We start from the raw sequence: 15,781 nt of genomic DNA, 5'->3' as shown, positions 1-15,781 counted from the left end.
TTTATAAAATATTAAGGTTTAGCATGGAGGCTAACCTTGTTTCATTATGCAAGAAATGTAAGGCTTTAGGATATTTTGGATCTTATGTTAGAAAAGAAGATTACGTAGAGGGGGTATCTGATATAAATATTTTTGCAATTTCTGACGATAAGTCTTTACTCTTAGAACTTGGTAGTTACAACGGAATTTCTCCTATCGTAATTTCAGAAGAAAAATTTAGAGAAATATGTGAAAGTGGTGATATTATTTGTTATTATATACTTTATGACTCAAAATTAATCTGTGGAGAATTACCAAAGGTTGAATTCACAATAAATGTTAATACTTGCGAAAGGCTGAAGATGTCTTCTTTGTCTTTTATTAAGTTAAGTTTTGAGGCTTTCAAGAGAAACGATGAAATAGGTACGTTAGAAAATGCATATAGGGCAATAAGAAGCCTTATTCAACATATTTCTTGTTCTTCTTTAAGAAAGATACCTATTTCCAATTCAGAAATTAAAGAAACTTGTATAAAATTGAATTTGAATTTTTGCAAGGAATTCGATAACTTAATCTTACTGCGTAATATGAAAAGTCCTTTGACCCTATGGGCTCTAAATAGAATATATAATATAATTAACTCTCAAATTAAAATGGATTTTTCCTCAACTCCGATTTAGAGAAAAATTAAATAATATGTATGCAAAATAATTACATATGTCAGAGGCTCAAAGAGATATTGAAAGAGCAGAAGAATACGAAGAAACTACGCCGAGAACTTCTGTCCTAGGTGAGAACAGATTTGAATTATCTACTGGACTAATAATTGCAGCTAGATATGCAGATAAGTTAAGGAGAGTAGCTTTAGTGTCGTTAGGTAAAATGGTTCCCAAAGATGTTATAATAAGGGATGTATCTGAATTTAATAAGAATTTATATGATAAAATAGTAAATCAAATGAAAATTGACAAATTAGATGTAATAAAATTAGTTGTATCTGTTAGATATGATAAATCTCAAAATAAATTAATTTTTGAAGACACTAAAATTATAAGATATTACACAGAAGAAGAATGTAAAAAACAATATGAATCTGTGATTCAAGAAAATGAAAAATTAAAAAAAGAAATAAGTGAAATAAAGAAAAAATTATCTGATTTACTTGGTTCTGTTCAATAATATTCCTTTTCTTTCTTTATCCTTTAATTAAACCTATTACTAGTCCTATAATAAAGGCAATAGAATTGTATGGAAGTAATCTAATATAAGACGATACTTCACTTTCAGCTTTTGAAGCCTGCTGTCCTAATGTTATCAAGCCATGCTCTACTGTGCTAGGAGATATGACGCCTATTGCAATAAGAATGATTATAATTGCAAGAATTATTATACCTATTTGAAATATTTTCTTTATTAATATTCCTACCAATAAGCCAAGAACAAACGCTATAACTAATGATAATACATCTGTTGTAGAGATCATCTAACTAAAAACATCTATGAAAGATCTATTAAGGTTTTTGCCACGAAACTCTAATAATAATAAAATTTGTAACTTAATAAGCAATAACTTTCTTCATAAAAAACTTATTGTGCTTCAGCCATTACTGGTAAGTGTTCTTTTAGGTTTTCTTTAACTTTACTAACCAGTGCTTCTAGATCTTCTGCAATTTTCTTATATAGATACTCATTATCTACCCAATATACATAACCTGGTCTTCCTTTCTTTTTATCTTCTTCAATTTTATCTCTCATTATTAGCCCTTTATAGATTAAATTATTTATAGACTTGCTAATTGATGCTTTGGTTACTTTTAATGTTTCAGCTAGTTCATCAGTTGATATCTTTCCTTTTTTAGACATTATTACGTGTAATACTTCTACATCACTCTTTGATAAGCCGTATAAGAACGCCATTACTTCGTGTATATCAACTTCTCTTCCATCGGGGAATTTTATCCTTTCTGCCATTTTTCCTCTAATCTAATTATACTGTATTCTAAATTTAAAAAAAGTATGTTTATTAAAATAAGCAAAAATATACGTTTAGGTAAATATGTATACATAAATGAACATATATTCACATAAATATATACAACTTAGATAGATGAACGTAAACTATGTTAATTAGAACATAATAATAGATTGTTTGAAAAAGAAATAATTAACCCTGTTAATTAATTTCCCCTTGGGTTATATTATATTTAATATTTATTCCATTAAGATAACATTCATTTATGAAATGGCAAACTGAATGTGAAAAGGCTTACTCTCTTGTTGTTCCGTATTTAAGAACTATACTTATTAAAAAATTAATAGATAGGGGAGTTCCAATAAGAAGAGCTTCCAAGATTGTAGGATTATCTATAACGTCTTATGAGAAGCACATAAAGGATGATAAGATTAAGAAAATATTAATGAATGAAGATATAAATGATATGCTTGATGCGCTTGCCAGTAGGCTTTATTCTGGAGACAAGATAGAACCTACCACTTTTTGCCTCGTGTGTTCTGCAACAAGGAAGATCTTTGATTTGTCTCCTTGTATTTTCTAAGCTTTTTATTTTAGTTCGCTCAAAAATAGCTATGACAAAAATTCTGAGTAAATCCAAAATAGGGAATAAGTTAGTTGTAAAATTTGATACCAAGTTACAATTTAACCCAGGAAATACTATTGACGTCATTATTGATAATGATAGGCGTACATTTTCAATAGCAAGTGCACCATGGGAAAATTTTACAATGATAGCTACAAATATTAGAAATTCTCCATTTAAACAAAAATTATTGATGCTAAAAGAAGGAGACGAAGTAAAAATAGAAGGTCCGTATCAAGACGAATTTGTCATAAAAGACTCTCCTAAACATGTATTTGTAACTAAGGGTATTGGGATAACTCCAGTTAGATCTATGGCTCTATACTTGCTTAAAAATTCTCAAAATGTTACTATATATTATCAACCGGACGAGGATGGAGTAATTTTATTTAAAGAAGATCTTGGCGATATAATGAAAATAGAACAGATAAGTGATAAAATATTTAAGGAAAATCAAGATGCCATGTTTTACATAAGTGGAGAACCAGAATTTACAAAAGTATCTACCAAAATTGCAGTAGATAATGGAATAAAACCTGGTAAAATAGTTGTAGAGCCATTTAGTGGATATTAACTGACTTCCTCCCGCCCTAGAAGGATTCCTTTCCAAGTGGTTCATAGTTCCCACCATCGATTCGAGCCCAGAGAACCGTTTGAGGGACTTTCATTCATCTAGTCCCTTAAAGAAAGGAGATGCGGTTGCCCCTCTCACAGTCCCATTGAGCTGGGGAGTCACTAAAAACTTTCTTGGGTTATCCATCCCCTTTTCGATTCCTTAATCCCATTTTTGTAAATCAGACCACTGTTTTATTTCATTGTTCAAAACTCGGCAAAGTCATCATCATGATTACTATCAACTTCTGGTAATATTTAAATCAGACGCTGGCGTATTCGTCATTAATCAGTAGCATGATCAATCATCATATGAAAAAAGCGTTTAGCCATCCTCTTCTCCTAAGAGTATTAAATATTTCTTTTCTCAAATTAACCTTATCTTTAAGCGGGCAATCATTACATTCTCTAATATCTTCTCCTTTTATGGAATAATACCAGAAAGAAATTGGATCTACTATGCTTATCTTATTATTAGCATTTTGTAAAGTAAAAGGCATATCAGTCATCATGGAATGGATTTCTATAACATCTTTTAATAAGCTTCTTGCGTCGCTCTTAGATATTGCTAAATTAAGAAAATTAGAGAATAACTTGTCATAATTCGAAAAATCTAAAATCCCATTTCTGGCAGATTGTGAGAAGGATGCAAATAGATACTCATTAATTTCCAATTTTCCAGAATTATGAAAATCTACTAGGCTAATTCCTCCTATTCTCAGTATTTTTTCATCTTTTTTTACAAATAAGCCAGCATAAAGTCTCCCTTTATTTAGACTGCTTAAATCGAAAAATTCTAATTCCTCAGTTCTTAGTCCTCCTTTATACGTTGATAAAAAGAATTTTCCTACTCTTTTATTGACGCTCTTTCCTTCAAATTCTCCCTTTCCTTTATCACCATTATCTATAAACACGGCAGTAAAGAACGTTATATTATCTAAGGTAGTTAGCGGATTTCCATTGTGCGGGTCTAATTTGTTTGTAAATAATACTAAATAAAGTAATTTTAAATCTGGGCTAGCTGGTTCTATTTTTCCGTTAACTATACTTACGTTATTAACCATGAAATTAAAGTAGTTTGTTGCACCTATTTCTGGAACATAAGCTATAAGTTTTCCTTGGTTAGATAGTAAAGGCACCACGTAAAAAGGTTCTGAAACCTTTCTTAATTCGCCTATCATATCAGACAAGTTATCTTTTTTCTCTCTGGGTTTTCTCTCCTCTCTCTTAGGAATACAATTTGTAAATAATGCTACATCGGAAATTTTTACGTCAGTAATTTCCTTACCTATATATTCCTCTGCTTCGTCTATAAAATCTAGTATTGCTCTATGAAAAGTTGTTTTATCAAATATTTTTTTAATTGTCTTTACTTCTCCATCTTGCGTGCATATATATGCAGTAAAAGAATACTCATCGTTTTTAGTTAGTAGAATAGGAATATTGTCCTCAGTAGTTAAAGCTGCTATTGATCCGTTTTCAGCATGTTCAAGTAAATAGCTTATTATATCATAAGCTTTCATGGAATCCAATTATCTAAAAGATAAAATTAAGCCTTTTCTTGTTTTTATTTTTGTCATAGTAATGTTTTTAATAAGATAAAACAGTATTTACAATAATAAGTTTATATTTATCAAACTAAAAGTAATTTGTATGCAATATACCGAAGAAGTAACAGTTCCTATTGGTAAAACATATATTAATACAGTATTGTCTAATCCATATTATATTTCAGGGATCTTAGGTCATGTTACTCTTCTAAAAGTTTACGATAAGGTTAAAAATAACTATTTCCCACCATCTGAGGTAAAAGAAGCTGATAATAAATTCTTATCAGCTTTGGTCTTACAAGACGAAAAAGGTAAGGTTATTGTTTATCAAGGGGAATTTATAGGCCCAAATGTTCTACCTAATTACATAGAATACTATCTTAAAACTAATGACGAGAAAATTGAGATTAAACTAAACTTTCAACTTAAAGAAAGAACAGACGGAACAAAAATTAACATAGGATGTGAGTTTATTCAGAGAAAAGGATTCTTTGATTTTTTCTCTAAAAATTATGGCAAGTTTGATGAGCATTTAGTGAAAGGTCACATTATTCCATTCATTAATTCTTCCTTAACTAAATTTATTGTAATGAGAAAAATTTATGATGAAACGCTAGAACTCAACGAAGCATTAATAAAATTAAGGGAATTACCTAAAACTACTGGAGTTATAATGATTAAGAGTGATTCATTGGATTTCACTGGATATTTTAACTATAATGGTATGATCGGATCAGAATTAAAGTATAATGATAAGTTGTATAATAATGCAGAAGCTTTAGCAGAATTATTTAAAGTTAGAAACGAAAAAGTTAAAATGGTAATTTATGAAATGCCTATTCACGATATTAGATTAACTTTTAGCTAATTGTTTTTGCCCGTTACCTATCTGTAACTCTTTAATAGTTTTCATAGTAATTCTAAGTACTTGATCTCTAATAGGCTCTTCAAATATTGATTTGGCTAAGGTATCTATTCCTAAAATATAGGTAGTAAATGTAGTTTCTAACACTTTTATATCTACCTCAAGAACTCCCTCAATTCTTTCTATTTTAGGCTTTAATTCTTTAATTACGGTCTCTGGGTCTAAATCCTTCGATACTTCATACTTTGACCTTATTTTTCTTACTTCCTCGGAATTGTGTATAAATATTGCTGCTTGTACCATGATACTATTTGGTATTTTTACTGGTACTTTATCATCAGTATAAATTGTAGTATAAAGTAGTGAGATGTCAGTTACTACTCCAGTGTAACCTGGGATAAGAAAATCGTTAGAGAAAAATTTAGGAGGGTATGTTGGAGCTATTAATCCGTATTGCCAGGTTGATATGGTTATTCTATCTCCGACCTTGTAAGGCCTTGAAAAAAGTAACATTATTCCTCCAAAGATGTTAGATAAAACTGTTTGTGAAGCTAAGCCTAAAACTAGTCCAGCAAACCCTCCTGCAGCTAATGCAGCACCTATACTTACATGAACTAATAGGAAGAATCCAATGAACGCTATAATATAGCCTAATAATCTTGTTATAAAAGCTATACTTGTAGCATTACTTGCTCCAATAAAATTTCCTAACCTATTTTTAACTATTTCAGAAATTAGGTATGCAATTAATACAGCTCCTACGAACCATATTGTTGCATAAAAATAAAGCGTATAGTTTGCTGGAATTACTTTTAGATTAGCCAATGTAAATATAGCAAGACCTATAACTACAGCTGAAATTATAACTGTTAGTATTAATCCTATTAATTGTCTTTCGCTGAACCGTTTCATATTATTCTCTATAACTCATCCTTTATAAACGCAGATTCCCTGAGCAGAGATATATAAGTTAGATTAAGCTATTAAATCAATTATGACAAGGAGTATTATTCTTGGTAACGGTAGACTTACTATTTTAGCTGATCAAAATTACTTATTGAGAGAATTGTATTATCCTTTAAGTACAGATAATCATTTGCATATGGGAAGAATAGGAATTTGGGTAAATAATAGATTTTATTGGCTTCACGATCTACATCCTGAGATAGAATATGAAGAAGATACCTTATCGTCAAAAGTTAAGGCATCAGTTGAAGGTATAAAGATTAAAATAAAAGATGCTGTAGATATGGCTTATGAAATTTTATCAAGAGAAGTTACAATAGAAGGAAATAAAGAAGTTAAGGTCTTTTTTGCGTGGGATTATCATATTTATGGTACAGAATACGGAGATACCGCTCTTTATGACCCGGCAACGGATGGTATTATTCATTATAAACGCGATAGATGGTTTTTATTCACTTGTGATATTCCTACTTATCAGTACGCAACAGGTTATAAAGAAGTAATGGGTTATCAAGGTACTTGGAAGGATTGTGAAGATGGAGAACTTTCTAACAATCCTATTGCCCAAGGAGCAGTAGATTCTGCAATAAGTTTTAAGATAAATACTGGTACAACATTTTATTGCTGGCTTATTGCAGGTTATAATTACGGTGATGTAAGAAAGAAAAATGACTACGTACAGAGTAAGAGTCCTAGAGAATTAATAGATAGAACAGAAAAATTCTGGAGAGCATGGTTAATAAAAGCTAAAGATTACGATAAGGTTGTAAGGAGGAGCCTTTTAACTATTGTAGCAAACTGGCAAGAAAACGGCGCTATCCCAGCATCGCTAGATACTGATATAATGAGATTTAATAAGGATACTTATAATTATGTTTGGCATAGGGATGCAGCCTTTGCAAGCATAGCGCTAACATTACTAGGTTATCAGGACTTCTCTAGGAAATTCTTCACTTTTTCCAAGAATTTATTATTTAATGGCTTCTTATTTCAAAAATACACTGTAGATGGATTCTGGGGTTCAACTTGGCATCCTTGGACAACCGGCTATGTACCTATTCAGGAAGATGAAACTGCACTATTAATTTACGCTCTATGGATACATTTTAGAAAATTCTGGGATGTAGATTTCATAAAGGATTTATACAGACCTATGGTAAAATCTGCAGCAGACTTTCTATCTACATATATTGATGAGAAAACGGGTTTGCCTCTACCTTCTTACGATTTATGGGAAGAAAGAAGAGGAGTTCATTTCTTTACATCGGCAGCAGTATATGCTGGTTTAGTTTCAGCATCAAAATTTGCAGAATTTTTTGGAGATGAGGAATATAAGGATAAATATTTCTCGGCCGCGCAATTAGTAAGAAAAGGCTTAGATACTTTTTATCAAGGAGACCATTTTGCAAGAATGCTAGGAGATAAGGGCTTTGATAAGACTGTTGATGCAAGCACTGTCCTAGGGGCAATGCTCGTATATGACCCTATGGATCCCAGAGTAATAAGTAATAGAAAAGTTGTAGAGGCAAAGCTTACTGTTAATGGCGGTATTGTAAGGTATGAGGGAGATTGGTACTTGAAGGAAAGCGATAAGCCTAATCCATGGTTTATAACAACATTATGGGTTGCTCAACAACACATAGCAGAAGGTAATATTGAAAAAGCTACAGAGTATTTAAATTGGGTTCTGAAAAACTCCTTGCCTACTGGAATTATACCAGAACAAATTACTCCATCTGGGAATTATCCTTCCGTATCTCCTTTAGTATGGTCTCATGCAGAGTTAGTAAGGACTTATTACTATTTAAAGAACGGTTTCACGAAGTTCATATAACCTAAGTAATTCTTTCCTAAATTGTAAAAAAGTATAATTATTTATAATGCCCTTTAATGCAAGTGATAAGCCAAGTTTAGGTATTCCTTCTTCTAGTAGTGAGATAAATTCCTCTAAGAGATTTGTATCTATTTTGAAAATAGTATTGACGGCATAAGGAAAAACATGCTTCTCTAAACATAGATATTTATCTATATAAGGATCTTTAGTTCTAGATAGAGATTCGTTTCCTTTATGGTAAACTTTAGCGCCTTTAAACGTTGCTGAGTCTCCTCCTAAATATATTCCATGAAGAGCCAAAATACTTTCATTATAGCTTCCTCTTAAAGTAAAGGTAGGAATTTTATAACCTAGGAAAAAATTGGTTTTTAAACTCATATTAACTCCTGCAATTGCTAACGACTTCTCCACGTCGTAAGATCCTAAATCGTCTCTATCGACACTAAGTCCAACCTTTGTAAGAAATCCTGTATATTCATTAAACCTATTATTATAAGGCATCATATATTTTGTATTTTTATATTTTTTAAAGAGAGCATTGGGATAGTTTTTCCATTTTTCTCCAACGACTTCACCAGAAGCAATATAAATTAATGGATTCTTATCGTGAAATTCTAGATGCTCTTCTACCCATTTATTTGAAGGTATTGCATCGTCATCTATAAATAATGCAATGTCGTCAGGATTTAAGTTTTCTAAGGCTAAATTTATTGCCTCTTCAAAGTATCCTTCCTTCTGTATAATTATTTTATTTACTCCATTTATATTAAGTTGCTTTCTAGAAATTAATATAATTTCGAAATCTCTAAATGTTTGTGTTTTTAATGCATCTAATGTGTATTTAATAGATTCTCTTCCTAAAGTAGGAATAAAAATTTGAACCATGAATATACTTTTTAATATGATTTTAAAAAAGAGGATTTATGCCATGGATCTCGGCCAAGGGGTCTGATAAGATAGTCTATAATCAATGTTTGAAACTGGAACAGGGAAAAATATTACGAGTAGAGAGTTTTAAAGGAGATAGATGGATAGAAATAAAGAGGAAAAAAGAAGATGAGTTTGAAATAACTGAGAAAGGTTATAATAATACTACATATGTTGTTAGCTCTAAGGAATTAAAAACATTATTAAAAAGGCTTTTCGAAATAGAGTTTCCAAGAAGTCATCAAGTAAGAATTTCTGTAACGTCATGAAATTGCCTATTCCTTTTTAAAATAATACTTGACAATATACTAATCATGGATATTGGTCTTGATGACATTATCAACGTTAATTTGCTAAAAAAGAAATATGAAGATTATGCGAACTCCTTAACTTTTGGAAGTAATATAAAGGCTATAGTAAAAGATTTTATATCATTTATTAAACAAATTAGGTTATCTACATTTTCCTCAAAACTCTTGGAAATATTGGATGAACAGGAAATAGTTGCAAAAAGAATTCTTTTAGTTTACAATATAAGATACTTATTATTAATTTTCTATAAATCTATAATTCAAAGAATGATTAACAAATTAATAAACTTAATAAGGTCGTTCTTATCGCTCATCTAAATATATATATTTTTATTTTCCATTCTTTTTCTCATGAAGATTGTTATATTCACTTCTTCTAAAGAAGCTCAAATGGAAGAGCCAGTAATTTGTGATAGAGATACAGTAAAAATTGATGCGAGCAAATGCATAGGCCGAAGTTTAGGAATTGCACCTTATGTTGTAAAGTATCTAAAAGATCTAGGATTTTATGTAATAGTTATAGATCCTTTCGCTGAAGATAACGATTACGAAGCCGATGAGGTAATAAAAGGAGAAGTTTTCAGCGTACCAGACGAACTAATAAAAGGAAATTATGTAGTAATAAGTACTAAGCATGTTTATGACACATGGGCAATAATGAAAAGTATATTAGCTGGCGCTAAGGCAATACAAGTAGTCATGAGTATAAAAAGGGCAAAAGTAATTCTAGGAAGACTAATAAAGGCTGGTATCTCAAAGGAAGAACTAAAGAAATTAAGAATACCTGCAGGATTAGATATAGGCGCTAAAACTGAGAAAGAAATAGCATTAAGTATAGTTACTGAAATCTTGGCAATGGAAAGAGGCACTAGTGGTTTACCTTTAAGTAAAGTTAAAGAATTCGAGAAAGTAGTTGATGGATTATAATTAGAAGAAAGTTACAGTCCTATAATTCTAGTTTTTACATTTAGAATAATTTTCATGTATATTTATATTCTCGCTTAATGAAGAGAAATACAATTAGAAATTCAGGAGTGTTCATGAATGGTATTTAGCTTATTAGTAAACAATAGGTCTTGCTTTTAGTCGTATGAATGGGGCAATTCCACCGTGATAATCATCTATATACACGCTCTTAACTTCTTTGGAAATTGCATCAATAGTAGTTAATTCTTGCAAAGGTATTGCGATCTCTCTTACTATTACACCGCCATAGCCTATTAGCATAGAGTTTCTAGGGAAGAGTCTTATGCTATTTTTTACTATTTCACTTCTTATAACTCCTAAAACCAATAACCCATTTTTAGTATCTTGAATTAACTCTTGAAATCCCCAGTCCTTTGGCTTTACAATTAAGTTAAAGTAGTCTGGAAGAGGTAAAACTCCCCTTGCGTTGCCTGGACTACCACTTTTAGTTGTTAAGGTACCTAGATATTCTAAGACTATGCCGTCTCCTATAATTTCTTTCTTTCGAGTTCTAACTCCTTCATCATCAAATACAGAAAAACCTATAAGATTTTCATTAAGAGGGTCATCATAAACAGTTATTTCGCTTGAAATTCTTTCTCCTAGTTTAATCCTTGGGTTATCTCCTCTTAGAAAGTTCATGAATTGATGGAATAAATGAGCAGTAGCTTCTGGATCCAAAATTACATTCATTCGTTCTAAGCCCCAAATCCTTTCATTCATAGAGATGCTTTGCATTTTTAAGAAATCTGCTACAGCCCTAAGGTCTGAAGGTTTTCCAGAATATGCAAATTTTACTCCGTTATATTCAACATAATTTAGGATCTTTTCCTCTACACATTCATCTATTTTTCTATATACCTTTTTTACCGTAACATTAACGTCAGTTAACTTAGACAATATTTCGTCTAAGTTCTCCCACTCCTTTACTGCAGGAGAGATATAAGAGATGCATTCCTCATGAGATTTAATCTCTTCTTCTTTCCCCTCAATTTTGTTTAAGACCCAGCCTGATCTAGTCAAATATCTATTTACTCTAATTTCTCTGGTTTCCCTATAAATTCCAGAACCAGATATAAAGTGTACTATCTCTTCCTTTAGCTCATAAGTTTGCATTAATAAAAAATAATACCTTAAATTAGAAAAAACTACCTACTGTCTTTTCTTTTACTTACTTATTTTCCATAATGCTAGAGATAGTACTATCATTATTGCGTCTATTATTAGCGAGATGTCAACGTAAGGATTAAATGGCAAAACCTTTCCTACGAATAGTGCTGGTGCTGTTCTAGTCTCTAAAAGTAATGCAAAGTCTATAACATAAAATATTGTTATTGGCAAGTAGAGCTTCTTAATGCCCTGTATTAAAGCAACTGCTGCCACTATTGCCAATGAAGCTACAAATCCGAAGAAAACTCTATAGATTAATGTAGCCGTTGGATTAGGTAGTTTCGCGTCTACTAAATCTAAATGGACTCCTGCCCATAGCGTTGACAATAACATTCCTGCCCATTGTAACATGCTTTGTTTTACTGTAGTTCCGTTCATCACAATAAAAAATGGAATTAGTCTAAAAATATTTTTACCCGAATCAAAAAATTAATTTATCCCAAATCAGATGTTAAGTTAAAATGCAAGTCTACCAAACTTGCTCCTTAAGAATACGCCCATTATGAAGAAGAATATTGCAAAACCTATTATTACTGGAACTACTGCTCTCCAAGGCCCAAAATTATTTAGATATAATGCTAAACCTATTGACAGAACAAAGAAGAACGCTAAAGGTCCTATTACTACTGTCCATGTGAACCTATCCCATCTCTTTGTTTGTCTTCTTTCTTGTTCTTGCTTTTCCTCGGTCATAAGATAGTCTTTTACTATTAACTAATAAATCTTTTTAAAACAAAATTAACCTAAGACTCTTCTAATCTCTTCATAAAGTTCGGGATCTTTTTCTTGAAGCTTCTTAAGAGAAGGAGGTCTTAATCCTTTAGTCTTTACTCCTTTTATAACAGATCTTATCCATGTATCATAAATCTTCCCCGAGCCTGTTTTGTAATAGAACTCCTTTAATTTTTCTAGTGCCTCATCTTCATTTAAGTTTTTAACGTTTACAAGATATCTAGATGCAACATATAATATAAACCTCTTCCTACCATCCGGAAGACCTTTCTCTAGAATTGTATCTATCCAGCTATAGTTAACCTTAGATGGTATAGGAGGAAATACTCCTTCAACTTCAAATAAGAGATTTCCATCTTCGTCATAGACTTTTGACGTACCATTTTGATATATAACATATCCTGCGGGAGTGTCGTCTGGATAATGCAAAATTATTTTAACTATTTACCTTCACCTCTGTTAATTTCATTCTAATAGCACAAAATGAGCAAATTTCTCTGTCCTTATTTGTAGGCATTCCACAGATCTTACACTTACCTAAACTTCCCTTAGGAATATCTTCCATTAATGGTCTGAATTTTTCCTCAAAATTAGTAACTAATGAGATCATGAAGCCAGGTATTTTATCTTCCATTTCTTCTATTGATCTCCTTATATTATCTTGAGTTTCTCCGCCGACTCTAAATGTATGAGGGCATGAGTCGTAAATAAATGGTATTCCTTTAACTAATGCGTAAGTCATGATTTCCTTTTCAGGAGATAAAAATAGGGGTTTAATTTTCTTTATATAACCGTTCTCGGCAGGGGATACTGGCCTTAACCTAGCTAAACTTAATATATCACCATTATAGTATCCAGTTAATACGTATTGTGCAATATCATTAAGATTATGGCCGGTAGCAAGAGTGTCTGCACCTTCTTCCTTTGCAACTTTTTCAAGTATATACCTTTTTGTAAGTCCGCAAGTACTACATACTGGTCTCCTTATCTTTACCTTAGCTTCATCTATGGTAAATCCATATTCCTCCTTTAGTTTTACAATCCTATATTTGACCCCTAACATTTCGTAGTTCTTAATTGCGTATTCTACACTTTTAACTGAGTATCTTTTACCCATATCTATTCCTAAATCTATGGTTATACCAATGATTTCAATACCTTCTTTTTCTGCTATCTTAGTCATTACGTGAAGTAATGTAGTACTATCCTTCCCACCAGATACTGCAATTGCCAATTTTCTTGTTCCCTCAAGCATATTGTATTTTCTAACAGTTTTTTCGACTCTATTTTCAAACCATTGTATAAAATGCTCTTTACAAAGGTACTTGTGAGCATAAGGTATCTTAATTATTGCTTCTTCTTTACACTCACTGCATCTCATAAGATTTAATATATTCATTATATATTAAAATCAAATCTTTTAATCCACTGATCGAAGGTATTACCATGCAATTACTTGCAGAAGTTCATCCAAAGACTAAAATTGAAAAAATAAAGAAAGAAATTCAAGATTTATCGTCCTTTGACGGGTTTGACATACCAGATTCTCCATTAGGTCTACCATCAGTTAAACCAACTTCCATAGCAGCTTTAATCAGAGAAAAGTACGAGCATAAGAGGATAATAATAAACCAAAGGCTTCTTGACGTTAATGAGCTTTACGTACATTCGTTATCATTAACTGCTAAGGCTTTTAATCTAAATATAGCATTTACTAAAGGAGATAAACCAAAAATAGGTAAAGAAGTAGGTTATTTGTCCTCAGAAGAGGCAGTGAATATTGCAAAAGGTTACGGTGTTAGTTCTGGAATGATGATAAGTTTAAGAAAAAGCAGGACTGAAATATTAGCCAGATTAGAATCTAACGCAGATTTCTACCTTGCCTTGCATTTTTATGGAGTAGAATCTATAAAAGGGCTTGAAGAAAGTTTTCCAAAAATAATACCATATATAATAGTGAAGACTGAAAAGAATAAGGAAATATTATCTAATATTTCACAGCCTTCCTTTGAAGGAAGTAAGGTGCGTGACCTACTTTACGAACTGGAAAGTGTAGGAATAAAATCCGTTCTGATATCGTCTCCTGGAGATTTGAATTATCTAGCTAATTTTAAATTTTAAAGATTGGTAGAAATATATAATTTAATAGATAATATTTTAAACTCTGGAGTAGAAGCATGTGCTATGTTTAAAAATCTTAGTGAAGAGCTTACAAAAGCTTTGCAAGAAGCAAACTATGTAAACCCTACTAAAGTTCAAGAATTAGCAATACCACAAATGTTACAAGGAAAGAGTGTCTTAGCTCAAGCAAAGACTGGCTCAGGTAAAACCGCTGCATATTTAATTCCCATTCTAGAGAAGGAAGAGCAAGCTTTAGTGTTAACGCCTACTAGAGAATTAGCTGAGCAAGTAGCGGATGAGGCAAGAAAACTAGGTAAATATAAGAAAATGAGCATTGGAGTTATTATTGGTGGTGTTCCCTACTCTGGACAAGATAAAGAGGCCAAAAAAGATATAGTAATAGGAACTCCAGGTAGGATATTAGACTTATGGGGGAAAGGACATTTAGATCTTTCACGCTTTTCAGTTGCAATAGTTGATGAAGTTGATAGAATGTTTGATATGGGCTTTATTGACGACGTTAAGATGATACTAAAAAATGCCAACCCAGATATGTATGGATTCTTTTCAGCAACAGTTCCGGAAGAAGTGGAAAGTCTTGTAAAGGAATTCTCTCCTAATATTGAATTTCTAAAAGTTGATGATATTAAACCTGTAGAAATAGAACATTTATTTTACGAGGTAAAAGGTTGGAGAGATAAGATTAGTAAATTAAAAGATGAGTTAGACGATAATGAGAAAACTATTGTTTTCGTAAATACAAAAAAGAAGGTTGAAGAGCTTTACGAGGAGCTAAGGGACGATTTCGAAATTTCTTTACTTCACGGAGACTTACCACAAAGAGTTAGATTAAGGAATCTATCTTCTTTCAGAAGAGGCAAAACTAACGTACTTCTCTCAACCGATTTAGCCTCAAGGGGAATTGATGTAATAGATGTTACTAAAGTAATAAATTTTGATACTCCGAGAGATATCGAAACTTATATTCACAGAGTAGGAAGAACTGGAAGAATGGGAAGAAAAGGGATAGCAATAACGTTTTACACTAGGAGAGACGCTCAATTAATTCTGAAGATAAAAGATTTAATAAAAGGTAAGAAGCTGGAAGTTCAGTAGAAAGGAATATAAATTTCATTTGAAAATATGAAAAT

Annotated in this window: 21 protein-coding genes; 11 read left to right on the top strand and 10 right to left on the bottom strand. The window is 31.6% G+C overall.

Annotated elements, in window-relative coordinates:
- The first annotated feature begins 23 nt into the window (after positions 1 to 23).
- Positions 24 to 659, top strand: coding sequence for a hypothetical protein (locus D1867_RS03550; RefSeq protein ID WP_155862837.1), 636 nt, complete (start codon positions 24 to 26; stop codon positions 657 to 659).
- Between the two features lie 37 nt (positions 660 to 696).
- Positions 697 to 1,158 (top strand): DUF2258 domain-containing protein, encoded by a 462-nt coding sequence (locus D1867_RS03545; RefSeq protein WP_155862836.1) that lies wholly within the window; start codon positions 697 to 699, stop codon positions 1,156 to 1,158.
- 16 nt (positions 1,159 to 1,174) lie between these two features.
- Here the strand turns inward: D1867_RS03545 and D1867_RS03540 are convergent, their stop codons facing one another.
- Together D1867_RS03540 and lrs14 are read right to left on the bottom strand one after the other, a co-directional pair.
- A complete protein-coding gene (locus D1867_RS03540) occupies positions 1,175 to 1,462 on the bottom strand; it encodes a hypothetical protein (protein WP_013775735.1) in 288 nt (95 codons plus the stop codon).
- Between the two features lie 104 nt (positions 1,463 to 1,566).
- Positions 1,567 to 1,950 (bottom strand): Lrs14 family HTH-type transcriptional regulator, encoded by a 384-nt coding sequence (gene lrs14, locus D1867_RS03535; RefSeq protein WP_152940319.1) that lies wholly within the window; start codon positions 1,948 to 1,950, stop codon positions 1,567 to 1,569.
- 266 nt (positions 1,951 to 2,216) lie between these two features.
- Between lrs14 and D1867_RS03530 the strand changes: the two genes are divergently transcribed.
- The gene (locus D1867_RS03530; protein WP_152940321.1) at positions 2,217 to 2,534 is read left to right on the top strand and encodes a transcriptional regulator; all 318 of its coding nucleotides are present in this window, start codon (positions 2,217 to 2,219) and stop codon (positions 2,532 to 2,534) included.
- Positions 2,535 to 2,565: 31 nt separating this feature from the next.
- Positions 2,566 to 3,150, top strand: coding sequence for an FAD-dependent oxidoreductase (locus D1867_RS03525; RefSeq protein ID WP_155862835.1), 585 nt, complete (start codon positions 2,566 to 2,568; stop codon positions 3,148 to 3,150).
- Positions 3,151 to 3,496: 346 nt separating this feature from the next.
- Here the strand turns inward: D1867_RS03525 and D1867_RS03520 are convergent, their stop codons facing one another.
- A complete protein-coding gene (locus D1867_RS03520; protein WP_155862834.1) occupies positions 3,497 to 4,711 on the bottom strand; it encodes a hypothetical protein in 1,215 nt (404 codons plus the stop codon).
- A gap of 130 nt (positions 4,712 to 4,841) precedes the next feature.
- Here D1867_RS03520 and D1867_RS03515 point away from each other — a divergent pair, with 130 nt between their 5' ends.
- Positions 4,842 to 5,606: a hypothetical protein gene (locus tag D1867_RS03515; RefSeq protein ID WP_155862833.1), complete on the top strand. Its 765-nt coding sequence runs from the start codon at positions 4,842 to 4,844 to the stop codon at positions 5,604 to 5,606.
- On the opposite strand, the gene D1867_RS03510 is transcribed toward D1867_RS03515, so the two are convergent.
- Positions 5,592 to 6,515, bottom strand: coding sequence for a mechanosensitive ion channel family protein (locus D1867_RS03510; RefSeq protein ID WP_155862832.1), 924 nt, complete (start codon positions 6,513 to 6,515; stop codon positions 5,592 to 5,594). The two genes, D1867_RS03515 and D1867_RS03510, sit on opposite strands and share 15 nt — an antisense overlap.
- A gap of 82 nt (positions 6,516 to 6,597) precedes the next feature.
- Here D1867_RS03510 and D1867_RS03505 point away from each other — a divergent pair, with 82 nt between their 5' ends.
- A complete protein-coding gene (locus D1867_RS03505) occupies positions 6,598 to 8,403 on the top strand; it encodes a glycoside hydrolase family 15 protein (RefSeq protein WP_155862831.1) in 1,806 nt (601 codons plus the stop codon).
- Here D1867_RS03505 and D1867_RS03500 read toward each other — a convergent pair.
- On the bottom strand, positions 8,374 to 9,288 hold the full coding sequence (locus tag D1867_RS03500; RefSeq protein WP_155862830.1) for a glycosyltransferase family A protein: 915 nt from the start codon (positions 9,286 to 9,288) through the stop codon (positions 8,374 to 8,376). The genes D1867_RS03505 and D1867_RS03500 overlap by 30 nt on opposite strands.
- Before the next feature lie 38 nt (positions 9,289 to 9,326).
- Here D1867_RS03500 and D1867_RS03495 point away from each other — a divergent pair, with 38 nt between their 5' ends.
- From D1867_RS03495 to D1867_RS03485, 3 genes are read left to right on the top strand one after another with little or no spacing between them, the layout of a single operon-like run.
- Positions 9,327 to 9,599, top strand: coding sequence for a hypothetical protein (locus tag D1867_RS03495; protein WP_155862829.1), 273 nt, complete (start codon positions 9,327 to 9,329; stop codon positions 9,597 to 9,599).
- Between the two features lie 45 nt (positions 9,600 to 9,644).
- Positions 9,645 to 9,959 carry a hypothetical protein gene (locus D1867_RS03490; RefSeq protein WP_155862828.1) on the top strand — a complete coding sequence of 105 codons (315 nt, stop codon included), beginning with the start codon at positions 9,645 to 9,647 and terminating at the stop codon, positions 9,957 to 9,959.
- Between the two features lie 33 nt (positions 9,960 to 9,992).
- Positions 9,993 to 10,568: an XdhC family protein gene (locus D1867_RS03485; RefSeq protein WP_155862827.1), complete on the top strand. Its 576-nt coding sequence runs from the start codon at positions 9,993 to 9,995 to the stop codon at positions 10,566 to 10,568.
- Between the two features lie 132 nt (positions 10,569 to 10,700).
- Here the strand turns inward: D1867_RS03485 and D1867_RS03480 are convergent, their stop codons facing one another.
- The 5 genes from D1867_RS03480 to D1867_RS03460 form a co-directional block, all read right to left on the bottom strand.
- On the bottom strand, positions 10,701 to 11,723 hold the full coding sequence (locus D1867_RS03480; protein WP_155862826.1) for a metallopeptidase TldD-related protein: 1,023 nt from the start codon (positions 11,721 to 11,723) through the stop codon (positions 10,701 to 10,703).
- Positions 11,724 to 11,774: 51 nt separating this feature from the next.
- Complete coding sequence (locus D1867_RS03475) at positions 11,775 to 12,155, bottom strand: hypothetical protein (RefSeq protein ID WP_155862825.1); 381 nt, start codon at positions 12,153 to 12,155, stop codon at positions 11,775 to 11,777.
- A gap of 78 nt (positions 12,156 to 12,233) precedes the next feature.
- Positions 12,234 to 12,470: a hypothetical protein gene (locus D1867_RS03470; RefSeq protein ID WP_155862824.1), complete on the bottom strand. Its 237-nt coding sequence runs from the start codon at positions 12,468 to 12,470 to the stop codon at positions 12,234 to 12,236.
- Between the two features lie 45 nt (positions 12,471 to 12,515).
- On the bottom strand, positions 12,516 to 12,938 hold the full coding sequence (gene priX, locus D1867_RS03465) for a DNA primase noncatalytic subunit PriX (protein WP_155862823.1): 423 nt from the start codon (positions 12,936 to 12,938) through the stop codon (positions 12,516 to 12,518).
- Positions 12,939 to 12,945: 7 nt separating this feature from the next.
- A complete protein-coding gene (locus D1867_RS03460) occupies positions 12,946 to 13,890 on the bottom strand; it encodes a PP-loop family protein (protein ID WP_155862822.1) in 945 nt (314 codons plus the stop codon).
- A gap of 65 nt (positions 13,891 to 13,955) precedes the next feature.
- On the opposite strand from D1867_RS03460, the gene D1867_RS03455 reads away from it, so the two are divergent.
- Together D1867_RS03455 and D1867_RS03450 are read left to right on the top strand one after the other, a co-directional pair.
- Positions 13,956 to 14,630, top strand: coding sequence for a hypothetical protein (locus tag D1867_RS03455; RefSeq protein WP_155862821.1), 675 nt, complete (start codon positions 13,956 to 13,958; stop codon positions 14,628 to 14,630).
- Between the two features lie 63 nt (positions 14,631 to 14,693).
- A complete protein-coding gene (locus D1867_RS03450) occupies positions 14,694 to 15,746 on the top strand; it encodes a DEAD/DEAH box helicase (protein ID WP_155862820.1) in 1,053 nt (350 codons plus the stop codon).
- Positions 15,747 to 15,781: the final 35 nt, after the last annotated feature.

It is taken from the genome of Acidianus infernus (assembly GCF_009729545.1).
GTDB classification, from domain to species: domain Archaea; phylum Thermoproteota; class Thermoprotei_A; order Sulfolobales; family Sulfolobaceae; genus Acidianus; species Acidianus infernus.
This window is presented reverse-complemented; position numbering and strand designations above follow the sequence as displayed.